We start from the raw sequence: 11,793 nt of genomic DNA, 5'->3' as shown, positions 1-11,793 counted from the left end.
ACTCTGCTCTGTACTGACAACTGATAGCTGATAGCTGATAGCTTTTATTATGAACGAAGAACTCATTCCTCTTAACCTCGTCGTCGGCGATCGAAGTTATCGCGTACGCATCCAACCCAAGGACGAAGAAGTGGTGCGCAAAACGGCCAAAACCATCAACGATAAAATCGTTGAATTCAAAACCATGTTTGCCGGCAAGGACATGCAGGATTACATTGCAATGGTACTGGTTTGGTTTGCCACGGAGCAAAACGCGGCCATCACCAATGTAATGAACATGGACAACGTGAGCAGCCGCTTGCAAACGCTGGAAAATTTAATTGATACGGCGCTGGAACGCAGTGGCAGTTAATCGGCTTTTTTCGCCGGCGGCAACTTCTTTTTATAAATCTCCGCCTTTTGTGCAATGCTTAATTTAAAATACCGCGGCGATGGCGAAGGCAAAACATCTACCGCCGCATAAGCCGGAAACATTTTTTTAAATTCCTTCTCCACAAAACGGCTGGTACAAAATACCTGCGGCTGAAAGGCCTTTAGAATTTTTTCAATTTCATCCTTATTGTACTCCACTATCTGCAAATTCTCGTCAAGGTTGCTGCCCGCCGTGCGAATAATGGATTTAAAAATATCGGTCATGCCGATGCCGGCTTCTTCAAACAATTGTTGCTTGTCGTTTTTTGTTTTTAACCCGCGGTCATAAGCCTGTTCCAGTATGCGCCAAAGCTGGTTGTAGGGCGAACCGTAAAACCAGGCATTTTCGTCTAGGCTGCCGCGTGTTTGTTCCTTGCCCGGAAAGCTGCCAATGATTAAACATTTCATCGGTGATGGAACAAAAGACGCAAAAGGATGGGATTCTATTTTTAGCGAAGCCATGCGAGTTCTTTTGCAATTTACTTTCCAGCAAGCCGGCCTCTGCTGGCCTGTCCGAAATCGGCCTGCTTTCTCTATCTTCGCTCACTTTCCTTTTTTGAAAGAAGGGAAGATCATCTACCCAAACAAAACAATAAAAACAATTGATTAATGGAACTCAGTATAGCGACCCTGATCATTGCCGTCGTCGCCCTCGCGGTGGGCATCGTTGCGGGAAAGTTCATCTTTGCCAAAGACACAAAAAGGAAAGTTGACGAAGCCGAACTCCACGCACAAAACCTGATCAAAGAAGCCGAACTCCGCGCCGAAACCGTTCGAAAGGAAAAAGAATTATCGGCCAAAGAAAAGTTTGTGCAACTGAAAGCGGAGCACGAAAAAGAAGTGCTGGAGCGCAACCGAAAAGTAGGCGAAGGCGAAAACCGCATTCGGCAAAAAGAACAAGGGCTTAACCAAAAAACAGAACAGTTAGAGCGGCAGATCAAAGAGAACAACGCCATCAAAGAAAATCTTACCCGCCAGATGGACGTGATTAGCCTGAAGCAGGCTGAATTGGAAAAGCACCAGGAAGAACACACCCGCCGCTTGGAAAAATTGGCCAACCTCACGGCTGACGAAGCCAAGGCCCAACTTGTTGAAAGTTTAAAACAAGAAGCGCATTCACAAGCCCTCGGTCTTCAGCAGGAAATTATTGACGAGGCCAAGCAGAAGGCCAACAAGGAGGCCCGCAAAATCATCATCCAATCCATTCAGCGCACAGCCGCCGAGCAAGCCATTGAAAACGCCATTACCGTTTTTAATTTAGAGAGCGACGAGATTAAAGGTCAGATCATCGGTCGCGAAGGCCGGAACATTCGCGCCATAGAAGCCGCCACCGGTGTGGATTTGATTGTGGACGACACTCCCGAAGCCATTATTCTTTCCTGCTTTGATCCGTTGCGCCGCGAGATTGCCCGCCTCAGTTTGCAGCGCCTCGTAACCGACGGCCGCATTCACCCGGCCCGCATTGAAGAAGTGGTCGAAAAAACAAAGCGCCAGTTGGAAGAACAAATCATGGAAATTGGCGAACGCACGGTAATTGAACTGGGCATTCACGGTTTGCATAAAGAATTAATAAGGCTCGTGGGCAAGATGCGCTTCCGCTCATCGTACGGGCAAAACCTGCTGATGCACAGCCGGGAGGTAGCGAATCTTTGCGGCATCATGGCCGCTGAACTGGGCTTGAATCCTAAGCTTGCAAAACGTGCCGGCTTGTTGCACGACATTGGCAAAGTGCCGGATGAGGAAACAGAATTGAGTCATGCCTTGCTGGGAGCAAAACTGGCCGAAAAGTACGGCGAAGTACCAGCCGTTGTAAACGCCATTGGCGCTCACCACGACGAGATGGAAATGCAGTTTGTCATCTCTCCTATTATCCAGTCCTGCGACTCAATTAGCGGTGCACGTCCGGGAGCACGCCGCGAGATCATGCAGCAATATTTGCAACGCATTAAAGAATTGGAAAACCTTGCGCAAGCCTACAACGGCGTTGAAAAAGCCTACGCCATTCAGGCCGGACGCGAGTTGCGTGTGATTGTGGAAGCCGACAAAGTAACAGACGGCGACAGCGAAAAGCTTTCCTTTGATATTGCCCAAAAAATTCAAACCGAAATGACTTATCCGGGGCAGATTAAAGTGACCGTGATTCGGGAAAAGCGGGCGGTAAACGTGGCAAGGTAATGTCTGAACCGTGACATGGCGAGGTTTTGAGGATTAGGAGGAAATAAAAACAATCTTATAAAGCAAGAGTCGTTCGGTGATGAACGACTCTTTTATTTCCAGCAAATCCTTTTCATCCACCCAAATCACGGTTCAGACAAATTCCTTAAAATCTCATAAAATCCAGGTTCCGGCTAAAAATCTCTAATTGCAAATCCCGAATCCGGAATCTTTCCCCTACATTTGCCTCCCTAAAATTCTGAGTTATGAACGCCGCTGTTGCTTTTGTACACGAGCAGTTGACCAACAAGAAAAGCTTACCCAAGTTTAAAGCCGGTGACAACGTTACCGTCAACTATAAAATCATTGAAGGAAACAAAGAACGTATCCAGTCATTCCGCGGCGATGTGATCAAATGCCAGGGTGAAGGCGCTACTGCATCATTTACCGTTCGCAAAATCTCCGACGGTATTGGCGTAGAAAGGTTGTTCCCTTTCTTCTCGCCCAACATTGACTCCGTTGTGGTAAACAAAGCCGGCCGCGTACGCCGTGCCAAGCTTTACTATCAGCGCGAACGCAGTGGCAAATCGGCACGCATCCAGGAAAAGAAAAGAGCCGTTGCCGCAAAAGCAACAGCGTAATCTTTTTAAACTTTATAAAAAAGCGGAGGTCAGACTTCCGCTTTTTTATTGCAAAAAAATAACGGACAACCGCCTTTTTTTGAAATACCTTTGAACACTATTCTTTCATTTTTTAAATCCATTTTATGGGACCTTTAGGTTTTAATGAAATTCTGATCATCCTCATCATTGTGCTGCTGCTGTTTGGTGGTAAAAAAATTCCCGAACTGATGCGTGGCCTGGGCCGTGGCGTTCGTGAGTTTAACGATGCGAAAGACAACGTGCGCAAAGAAATTGAAAGCGGCGTAAACGATACCCGTTCTTCCAGCACAACGACGACTTCGAACACTACAAGCACGCCTTCGCAAACACAACCTTAATCTTCATCTTTCGCCATTTTCGTTAAGGTTTGTTTTCGTTTTCTTCCATTGAACATTATCACGCAGATTTATACAGCGGTCGTACCACTTGCACACAGGCGGTACGACACTTTCTTTCCCGCATACAGGAACAATCTTCTTTAAATGCTTTTGTAGAGGTCTTTGCCGACGAGGCATTGGCCCGCGCCGAATCTTTAGATGGTGCAGAAAAAAAAGGCAGGCTTCACGGTGTGGTTATTGGTTTAAAAGACAACATCTGCTACAAAGGCCACAAACTTTCCGCCGCATCGGGCATTCTTCAAAATTTCACCTCGCTTTATTCGTCTACCGCCGTTGAAAGGTTATTGCAGGAAGGCGCCATTATCATTGGCCGCCAGAATTGCGATGAATTTGGCATGGGTTCTACCAACGAGAATTCGTTTTACGGGCCGGTCATCAATCCGAACAACGCGGCACACGTTCCCGGTGGATCTTCCGGAGGAAGCGCGGCCGCTGTAAAAGCCGGTCTTTGCATGGTTTCGTTAGGTAGCGATACCGGCGGTTCCGTTCGTCTGCCGGCAGATTTTTGTGGTGTCGTTGGAATAAAGCCTTCTTACGGAAGCGTGTCACGTCACGGCCTGATTGCTTATGCTTCTTCCTTTGATGTAATTGGTGTTTTAGCGAATACTGCCCGTGACGCTTCAATCATTTTAGAAGTCATTGCAGGACCGGATGATTTTGACAGCACGGCTCTTACACAAACACCGGATTGGTCATCCGTGCAAAGCGAAAGCAAAAAATACCGCATTGCTTATTTCCCCGAATGGGTAAACCACCCTTCCATTGACCCGGAAATTTCCGAAGCCATTCAGCAGAGATTGCAAAAGCTAAAAGAAGAAGGCCATACAATTGAGGCGGTGACTTTCGCATTGACCGACTACATTGTTCCCACCTATTATATTCTTACCACTGCCGAAGCGTCCAGTAACCTTTCGCGTTACGACGGCGTTCGGTACGGCCCAAAGCAGGACGGGGCTGTTCAAAATCTTGCAGCATTTTATCAACAAGCCCGTAAAATTGGTTTTGGCAGCGAAGTAAAACGCCGCATCATGCTTGGCGCCTTTGTTTTAAGTGCCGGCTATTACGATGCTTATTTTACCAAAGCCCAACAGGTCCGCAGGCTTTTGCAGCAACAAACATCTCTCATTTTCAACGATTTTGATTTTATTCTGGCGCCAAATGCTCCATCTGTTGCCTATAAACTGGGCGAAAAAAATGAGGATAAAGTAGCCATGTACATGGGCGACGTTTTTACCGTTTTTGCAAATCTTACGGGTGTGCCCGCTGTTAGTTTACCGCTTTTTAAACATTCCTCTAACCTTCCTTTTGGACTTCAAGTGCTCTCCTCTCCCCAAAATGAGGTATGTTTGCACCGCTTTTCGCATCAACTGATGCAACAATCAGAGAGAGAGTAAGTTTCCCGTGTGTTTTTGGCTAACCATCCTAAAAAGATTGTGATGAACAAACTCCTGTTGTTGGCTACCATTCTCGTCAGTTTTTTATTGAGGGATTACGCAGCCGCCACTCCGCTTCGCGGAACGAGCAACCAAAGCGATACCACCGACGTTGAACTCCTGAAAACAGATCCCAAACTTGGTTTTAAAGATCTCTTTGAACAAGGCACCGAAAGCGATTTTCAGTTCGCCAAACTCAATCCCAGAGCCGTTTCGTTTGTACAGGATTACATGGAAGAGGAAGGTGAAAATTTAGCCCGTTTAAAAATCACCGGCAAACGCTATTTCACCATTATTGAGTCGGCATTGGAGAAAAGAAACCTGCCAACCGAATTGAAGTACCTGGCGGTGATTGAATCGGAGTTAAAACCCGGTGCCACTTCGGTAAAGGGTGCCGGCGGTCCCTGGCAACTGATGCCCGAAACAGCCCGTGACCTTGGCCTGCGGGTAAACGGCCGTGTGGACGAGCGTCGCGACTATTTTAAGAGCACATACGCCGCTGCACGCTACCTGGCTTATTTGTATGAATTGTACAACGATTGGTTGTTGGTGATTGCTGCTTACAACGGCGGTCCGGGCAAGGTGAACACAGCCATTAAACGCAGTGGCAGCCGCAACTTTTGGGACTTGCAGCAATATCTTCCGGCCGAGAGCCGCAACCATGTAAAGAAGTTTATTGCCACGCACTACATCATGGAAGGCGAAGGTGGGCTGACGACGTTAACAAAGGCGGAAACCGACGATTTGAATCTATCGCCTACGGTTGTTGACGGCTCAATAGCCGTGCAAAACATCAGCGGTAAATATCATTCAAAAGCCATTGCCGACAACATTAAAATGAGTCTGCCTGAATTTGCCAGACTGAACCCGAATTTCGACAAACAGCTTTCGTTAAAAGGCACTTATGAGTTGCGCTTGCCGAATGATAAAATGGAATTGTTTACTTTGAATAAAGTGCCCATTCTTCAAGAATCCGTCAGCATTTTATTGGGTATGGTAAAGAACTAAAAATATTTCCACTTAAGGTTGAGTGCTGGCTGCAAAGCCGGCACTTTTTATTTGCGTGAGAAGTTAAACGTGAGGCCGAAGTACACTTTAGCGTAAGAGGCCTTACGGTGTCACGTCTGTCATTTCACATCTCTAAAACCCGTTGAATGGCTTCGGCTTTTAACATGCACTCTTCCCACTCTTTCTGCGCATCACTGTAAAATGTGATGCCCGAGCCAACCTGGTAAGAAAGAATCTTTTTTGTTTGATTGTACATAAGACTTCGGATGACGACGGCCAAATCAAAATCGCCGTCCGGATTAATGTAACCGACAGCACCTGAAAAAATTCCTCTTGCCGACGGCTCGTATTCATCAATCAGTTGCATCACCCGGTGCTTGGGTGCACCGGTCATGGAGCCCATGGGAAACATGGCTTCAACAATTTTTGTGAACGAACTACCATTCTTCAATTCTCCGCTAACCGTGGAAATCATTTGGTGAACTTGAGGAAAAGTGTAAGTGCCGAACAACTCGTCAACCGCAACCGAGCTTTCTTTGCAAATACGTGTAAGATCGTTGCGCACCAGGTCAACAACCATTACGTTTTCGGCTTGCTCCTTTGGACTTTCGCGCAACTTTTTTTTTAGTTCTTCGTCTTTTTCAACCGAAATCAACTCTCTTTTTATTGTGCCTTTGATGGGCTGAGAAACCAAGTGGTTTTTCTGCTTCATTAAAAAACGTTCGGGACTGGCGCAAAGCAAATATTTATCGTGCAGCCGATAGAAAGCCGAGAAAGGATTGGGCGAAACTCCCATCAGTTTTTGAAACACAGTGAAAGGATCAATCGAGGCTTCGTAATCAAAAAACGCCTGGCAAAAATTGATTTCATAACAATCGCCCCGAAGAATATGCTCTTGTAACGACCGGATTTTTTCAATGTAATCTTCTTTACTTAAAAGGCCCTTGGGCGCAATTGGCAAAGCAAAATTTTCCCCTTCCGTTATGGACGGGCAATGGATGATGTCGGCAAAAATTTTTGCGGGATTAGAGGCATGAACGAAGAGATGTTCCTGCTTTATTTCCAACACAATTTGCGGCTCAAAAAAATAAAAAAGCGGAAACCCAATCTTGTCTTCTTTATGCGAAGTGAGCGGATAAAGACTTCTCCTAAGTTCATAAGCAAGATGGCCGAAAAGCCAGCGTTTTTTGCTGAAGAAATCGTCCGCATCTTTAATGTCAATGCCTTCTGCGGAATCGCTGACGCCGGCGGCTACGAGGCATTCAAGCCGGTGCGGTGCATTGTTGTATTCCTGGTTGTCCAGATAACAAAAAATGCCGAACGGTTTTAACCAGTTCAGCACTTTTTTCTTGAACGCCGGCACGTCAGTCAGTTTATAACTGCATTGGTTCAGCGTTGTATCCATCAAATTTAATAATCGTCGTCATCGTCAAAGCCGCCGCCGGCGCTGTCATTGTAAAGCTCCATGTCGCTGAAGTCTTCCTCTTCTTCCGGCTTGAAATCTTCTTCTTCCTCTTCTTCTTTGCCTTTTCCTTTTTTGGATTTGGGAACGTCAAACTCGTCAAAGTCCGGATCCCAATCGTCGTCGTCTTCTTCTTCTGCACCCGCGTCATCATCGTCGTCGGCATCGTCATCATCCTCGGCTGCAGCTTTACCTTTTGCCGCTTTCTTTGGTGCTACGTCTTCATCGTCCAAATCATTATCATCGTCCTTCTTTGTCTTTGCGGAGCGGCCTTTGGCCTGCGCCAACAATGTGTCAAGTAAAGTTGTGCCCGAGGAAACTTCCTCTACTAAAATTTCTGCTGCCATAACTGTTTGCAATTGTCGGTGTAAAATTTATTTAAGGACGTCAATCCGCCAAATTTTCGCACCTTTTTTTTCTGCTCAGATTTTGATTAGTTGGTCGCGGCCCGGGCCGTTCGAAATATATTTTACTTCTGCACCCAATGCCCCGTTAATAAATTGAATATAGGCTTTCATCTCGGCGGGCAGATTGGCTGCGTTTTTAATTGAAGACGAATCACAGTTCCAGCCTTTGAAAGATTGGTATTTTGGCGCAATGGCCGCATGTGTCATTTGAAACGGAATCTCCTTTGTTTCTCTTCCGGCTATTTCGTACGCCGTGCATACGTTTAATTCCTCAAAGGCATCCAGCACATCTGCTTTCGTCATTACAATTTGCGTCACGCCGTTCAACATGCACGCATATTTGAGGGCCACCAAATCCATCCAGCCGCAGCGGCGCGGACGACCTGTGGTAGCGCCAAATTCGTTTCCTACTTTGCGCAACTTCTCTCCTGTTTCATCTTCGAGTTCCGTAGGAAATGGACCGCCGCCCACGCGGGTGCAATAAGCCTTGCTTACGCCGATGACTTCCTTGATTTTTTGCGGTGCCACGCCCAGTCCGTTGCACACACCGGCGGAGATTGTGTTGCTTGACGTTACAAAAGGGAAAGTGCCGAAATCAATGTCCAACATGCTGCCCTGTGCTCCTTCGGCCAATACCTTTTTGCCCGCAGAAATTTTATCGTTGATGAAGTATTCGCCGTTGACAATGTTAAGCGATTTCAAAAACTCAATGGCTTCAAAAAACTCTTCTTCCCATTCCGAAATCTCTTCGGTGAAGTTGTAATTGTCGAGCAATTTTTGGTGCTTCAACCGAAGCTTAATGTATTGCGTGGTAAAGCTTTTGTGCAGCAAATCGCCCACACGCAAACCGTTGCGGCCCGTCTTGTCCATGTAAGCCGGTCCGATGCCTTTTAATGTTGAACCAATTTTGCTTTCTCCCTTTGAAAGTTCCGCGGCTTTGTCCAAAGCTCGGTGTGTGGGAAGAATGAGGTGCGTTCGTTCGGAGATGAAAAGATTTTTCTTGAGGTCAATGCCAAAGGCGGCAACCTTGTCGGCTTCTTTGCGCAGCGTTACCGGGTCAAGCACCACGCCGTTGCCGATTAAATTAACCGTTTGCTCGTGAAAAACACCGGAAGGGATTTGGTGCAGCACAATTTTTTTATCGCCCACATACAAAGTATGCCCGGCGTTTGGACCGCCCTGAAAGCGGGCAATCACGTCGTATTGCGAAGCAAAGTAGTCCACGATTTTTCCTTTGCCTTCGTCGCCCCATTGCAGTCCAAGAATTACATCAACCATAAGTATTTTTTAGCGGGGCGAAGATACCCCGGGACGATTTAAAGGGAAGATTTGGACGGAAAAAACTTTTTCTTCTTTCAACCGGGATATTTTTTTATGAACCAGAAGCCAGAATATTTATTGGGCTTTTGTTGCGTCGCACTCTTGTGCGTTCGGTTCGCTTTTCGGCAATCTTTGCACGCGAAATGAACAACCGAACGGCAGAAAGCCCACCGCGTTTTCGTGTTATTGGTTTTGCAGAGTTAGGCGCTCCGTGCTAATTGAATAACACGAAAACGCGGCTGCAACTTGTTCCTTTGGAAATAGTTGATGAAATTGGTGGCAGAAATGCGCTACGGAAAAGACGCGCATAATAACTGTTGTGCGCCATATAAATAAGAGCCATCATGAATGAAGATGCCCTATGGGAAGCAATTGACTTTTCTACTTGGAAGCAAATCCCACATATCAAAAGTAAGATAGCGACAGAGCAAGATGTAATAGAAGGCCGTGCTGTGTTCTATATAAATGACGGGCAAGACCATCAAGTATTAGATGTTCAGATCCCTGTATTGGCTTACCAGATCGACGGAGAGTCCGACTCAAAAGTATTAGTAATTGTTATCCAGGCAGAAAAAGTAGATGATACTGAACTTGCAGGTGTACGCTACTTGGAAGGCGGCAATGGAGTCTGTACTTGGTCCGAGTTGGAGCTCGTCAATGATTCAACACAGCTAAGTAGCGGAATGGCTTACTAAACGAACGCACAACACAGGCTTCCCAAAATACAGGCTGAGGTGCAAGTGCAGAACAAAACAATTCTATTTAACTTTAAACCAAGCATGAGGCTGAAGAATCACGGAATGCCTGTACTTCGGCAAGCCTCTGGACGTTGTCCGCAAGCATACTGTAACACAACCTGAAATTTCAAGATGAGCTATAGGCTAGAAAAGCAAGTATGGACAGATGCAGATTTTGAGCAAATGAGTTGGCACGACTGTAATATTTACAAAATCCGCTTAACTGAAGATTTAGAGTTAGACATTGACTATATTCTTCAATGGAACAAGCCTGACTTGGAAGGAATGCCTTTTACCTTTTGGGTTGCACCAGCGACACTTGTATTCAAATCGGCGCAAGACCTGGCATTTGATTTTGACATTGGTTTTGGGAATGCTTTTGAAATTGAAGACATAGAAAAGGAAGGCAATAGCCGTTGGACAATTATCACCCAACAAGGCGACATTCATTTTAGTTCAAAAGGTTACGAACAATACATAAGGCAAGAGCCATTCTTTGAGTTCGGGCAAACAATTTCATTTATTGAACGCAATGGTCATTCACTTGACAGAACGACCAATCAGGAAAACCCGAACAGAATTCGGGAAGACGTTGTTCAGCAGCGGCAAAAAGACTTGGAAGATTATGAGAACGTCAAAAAAAGACATCTCAAAAAACAAGAGTTAGAACAACTTCTTAAAGCCAGAGAAAATTACGAGATTGACACAAAGCAGTACTTGTTGAAGAAAAAAGAAATTAACGACCGGCTTTTCTCCTATGACTACTTTCTTAAGGGGACAAGGTTTGAGAGTTGGTAACATGCTGACGACAAAAACGCCAGCAGGCAACACGGGCTTTACGTCATGTGGGCTGACGAACATGGGCTGAACAGATTTTTTTCAATTTGACTATACATCTTTAACCAAGGCTGACGTTCAATGAATGCTCACCCGACAGCAAATGCTTTCACGTTCGCTTGCCGAACAGAAATACGAACCTTGAACGGAGCGTCGCAACGCCAGCCCAATAGCAGCAATGCACCTTGTCCAATAAACATTTCTTTTACAATCCCGCATACAACAAAAAAATTACCGGACGCTTGTGCAATTGCGGCAAAGCATTCTTCCACTGCTGCACCGTTTTTGTTTGAATGAACTCTTCTTCACTTGTAATGTCCGCGGCAATGCAAATTTGCGTTTGCGGCTGGCAAGTCTTCAACAATGTTTCCAGCAGTTGATTGTTGCGGTAAGGCGTCTCGATAAAAATTTGCGTGCAGTCTTTTTGCTTTGATTCGGCCTCCAATGCCTTTATCGCCTTTGCTCTTTGTGCAAGGTCAATAGGAAGGTAACCGGCAAACTGAAACCGCTGACCGTTCATGCCACTGGCCATCAGCGCAAGCAAGATGGAGTTTGGGCCAACCAAGGGCTTAACGGTTACGCCTTTTTGTTGTGCAAGATGAACAAGCGTTTGCCCCGGGTCGGCCACGCCGGGACAACCGGCTTCGCTGATAATACCAATGCCTTTTTCTTCCTTAATTTTTTGCAGAAAACCTGCTTCAACCTCCCGCGTTACTTCCTTCATGTTGAACCATTCGTAATCGTCAATCACCATTTCTTTCCAAATGGATTTCAGGTAACGCCTTGCGGTTCGTTCGTTCTCTACAAAAAAAACATTGCATTGCTTTACTGCCGCCAGAATGTAGGCCGGTAAACAGTCCGTTGCACCTTCGGACAAAACGGTGGGTATGAGGTAAACTGTCGCGGGCATGGTTGGGGTTAGGTTATTGAGATATTAAGATATTGGGATATTGAGTTATTGTGT

The 11,793-nt window shown here is 46.0% G+C and carries 13 protein-coding genes; 8 read left to right on the top strand and 5 right to left on the bottom strand.

The genetic code is table 11. The features are described from left to right. Positions 1–49: 49 nt before the first annotated feature. The gene (locus FSB75_RS20025) at positions 50–352 is read left to right on the top strand and encodes a cell division protein ZapA (protein ID WP_146791099.1); all 303 of its coding nucleotides are present in this window, start codon (positions 50–52) and stop codon (positions 350–352) included. On the opposite strand, the gene FSB75_RS20020 is transcribed toward FSB75_RS20025, so the two are convergent. Continuing rightward, positions 349–873 carry a uracil-DNA glycosylase family protein gene (locus FSB75_RS20020; RefSeq protein WP_146791097.1) on the bottom strand — a complete coding sequence of 175 codons (525 nt, stop codon included), beginning with the start codon at positions 871–873 and terminating at the stop codon, positions 349–351. The two genes, FSB75_RS20025 and FSB75_RS20020, sit on opposite strands and share 4 nt — an antisense overlap. A 147-nt stretch (positions 874–1,020) precedes the next feature. Here FSB75_RS20020 and rny point away from each other — a divergent pair, with 147 nt between their 5' ends. From rny to FSB75_RS19995, 5 genes are all read left to right on the top strand, one after another. Further along, positions 1,021–2,586, top strand: coding sequence for a ribonuclease Y (rny, locus tag FSB75_RS20015; protein ID WP_146791095.1), 1,566 nt, complete (start codon positions 1,021–1,023; stop codon positions 2,584–2,586). Positions 2,587–2,831: 245 nt separating this feature from the next. Continuing rightward, positions 2,832–3,206 carry a 50S ribosomal protein L19 gene (rplS, locus tag FSB75_RS20010; protein WP_146791093.1) on the top strand — a complete coding sequence of 125 codons (375 nt, stop codon included), beginning with the start codon at positions 2,832–2,834 and terminating at the stop codon, positions 3,204–3,206. 125 nt (positions 3,207–3,331) lie between these two features. Continuing rightward, on the top strand, positions 3,332–3,565 hold the full coding sequence (locus FSB75_RS20005; RefSeq protein ID WP_146791091.1) for a Sec-independent protein translocase subunit TatA/TatB: 234 nt from the start codon (positions 3,332–3,334) through the stop codon (positions 3,563–3,565). A gap of 29 nt (positions 3,566–3,594) precedes the next feature. After that, positions 3,595–5,019 carry an Asp-tRNA(Asn)/Glu-tRNA(Gln) amidotransferase subunit GatA gene (gatA, locus tag FSB75_RS20000; protein ID WP_146791089.1) on the top strand — a complete coding sequence of 475 codons (1,425 nt, stop codon included), beginning with the start codon at positions 3,595–3,597 and terminating at the stop codon, positions 5,017–5,019. A gap of 42 nt (positions 5,020–5,061) precedes the next feature. Next, on the top strand, positions 5,062–6,066 hold the full coding sequence (locus FSB75_RS19995) for a lytic transglycosylase domain-containing protein (protein WP_146791087.1): 1,005 nt from the start codon (positions 5,062–5,064) through the stop codon (positions 6,064–6,066). Positions 6,067–6,190: 124 nt separating this feature from the next. On the opposite strand, the gene FSB75_RS19990 is transcribed toward FSB75_RS19995, so the two are convergent. From FSB75_RS19990 to FSB75_RS19980, 3 genes are all read right to left on the bottom strand, one after another. Next, positions 6,191–7,471 carry an anthranilate synthase component I family protein gene (locus FSB75_RS19990; RefSeq protein WP_146791085.1) on the bottom strand — a complete coding sequence of 427 codons (1,281 nt, stop codon included), beginning with the start codon at positions 7,469–7,471 and terminating at the stop codon, positions 6,191–6,193. A 5-nt stretch (positions 7,472–7,476) separates the two neighbouring features. Beyond that, positions 7,477–7,875: a hypothetical protein gene (locus tag FSB75_RS21905; protein WP_172623238.1), complete on the bottom strand. Its 399-nt coding sequence runs from the start codon at positions 7,873–7,875 to the stop codon at positions 7,477–7,479. A gap of 75 nt (positions 7,876–7,950) precedes the next feature. Then, complete coding sequence (locus FSB75_RS19980) at positions 7,951–9,213, bottom strand: adenylosuccinate synthase (RefSeq protein ID WP_146791080.1); 1,263 nt, start codon at positions 9,211–9,213, stop codon at positions 7,951–7,953. Positions 9,214–9,599: 386 nt separating this feature from the next. Here FSB75_RS19980 and FSB75_RS19975 point away from each other — a divergent pair, with 386 nt between their 5' ends. Continuing rightward, positions 9,600–9,950 (top strand): hypothetical protein, encoded by a 351-nt coding sequence (locus tag FSB75_RS19975; protein ID WP_146791078.1) that lies wholly within the window; start codon positions 9,600–9,602, stop codon positions 9,948–9,950. A 174-nt stretch (positions 9,951–10,124) separates the two neighbouring features. Further along, positions 10,125–10,790 carry a hypothetical protein gene (locus FSB75_RS19970; protein WP_146791076.1) on the top strand — a complete coding sequence of 222 codons (666 nt, stop codon included), beginning with the start codon at positions 10,125–10,127 and terminating at the stop codon, positions 10,788–10,790. Positions 10,791–11,034: 244 nt separating this feature from the next. Here FSB75_RS19970 and FSB75_RS19965 read toward each other — a convergent pair whose 3' ends face one another. Further along, positions 11,035–11,739 carry an SAM-dependent methyltransferase gene (locus FSB75_RS19965; RefSeq protein WP_146791074.1) on the bottom strand — a complete coding sequence of 235 codons (705 nt, stop codon included), beginning with the start codon at positions 11,737–11,739 and terminating at the stop codon, positions 11,035–11,037. Between the last annotated feature and the right edge of the window lie 54 nt (positions 11,740–11,793).

The organism is Flavisolibacter ginsenosidimutans, from assembly GCF_007970805.1.
Classification (GTDB): domain Bacteria; phylum Bacteroidota; class Bacteroidia; order Chitinophagales; family Chitinophagaceae; genus Flavisolibacter; species Flavisolibacter ginsenosidimutans.
Note: the sequence above shows the minus strand (reverse complement) of the source record. Positions and strands in the feature narration are given on the sequence as shown.

Excerpts from the sequence above, each read along its gene's own strand:
- FSB75_RS20025 (WP_146791099.1), top strand. The coding sequence starts at position 50 with ATGAACGAAGAACTCATTCCTCTTAACCTCGTCGTCGGCGATCGAAGT.
- FSB75_RS20020 (WP_146791097.1), bottom strand. The coding sequence starts at position 873 with ATGGCTTCGCTAAAAATAGAATCCCATCCTTTTGCGTCTTTTGTTCCA.
- rny (WP_146791095.1), top strand. The coding sequence starts at position 1,021 with ATGGAACTCAGTATAGCGACCCTGATCATTGCCGTCGTCGCCCTCGCG.
- rplS (WP_146791093.1), top strand. The coding sequence starts at position 2,832 with ATGAACGCCGCTGTTGCTTTTGTACACGAGCAGTTGACCAACAAGAAA.
- FSB75_RS20005 (WP_146791091.1), top strand. The coding sequence starts at position 3,332 with ATGGGACCTTTAGGTTTTAATGAAATTCTGATCATCCTCATCATTGTG.
- FSB75_RS19995 (WP_146791087.1), top strand. The coding sequence starts at position 5,062 with ATGAACAAACTCCTGTTGTTGGCTACCATTCTCGTCAGTTTTTTATTG.
- FSB75_RS19990 (WP_146791085.1), bottom strand. The coding sequence starts at position 7,471 with ATGGATACAACGCTGAACCAATGCAGTTATAAACTGACTGACGTGCCG.
- FSB75_RS21905 (WP_172623238.1), bottom strand. The coding sequence starts at position 7,875 with ATGGCAGCAGAAATTTTAGTAGAGGAAGTTTCCTCGGGCACAACTTTA.
- FSB75_RS19980 (WP_146791080.1), bottom strand. The coding sequence starts at position 9,213 with ATGGTTGATGTAATTCTTGGACTGCAATGGGGCGACGAAGGCAAAGGA.
- FSB75_RS19975 (WP_146791078.1), top strand. The coding sequence starts at position 9,600 with ATGAATGAAGATGCCCTATGGGAAGCAATTGACTTTTCTACTTGGAAG.
- FSB75_RS19970 (WP_146791076.1), top strand. The coding sequence starts at position 10,125 with ATGAGCTATAGGCTAGAAAAGCAAGTATGGACAGATGCAGATTTTGAG.
- FSB75_RS19965 (WP_146791074.1), bottom strand. The coding sequence starts at position 11,739 with ATGCCCGCGACAGTTTACCTCATACCCACCGTTTTGTCCGAAGGTGCA.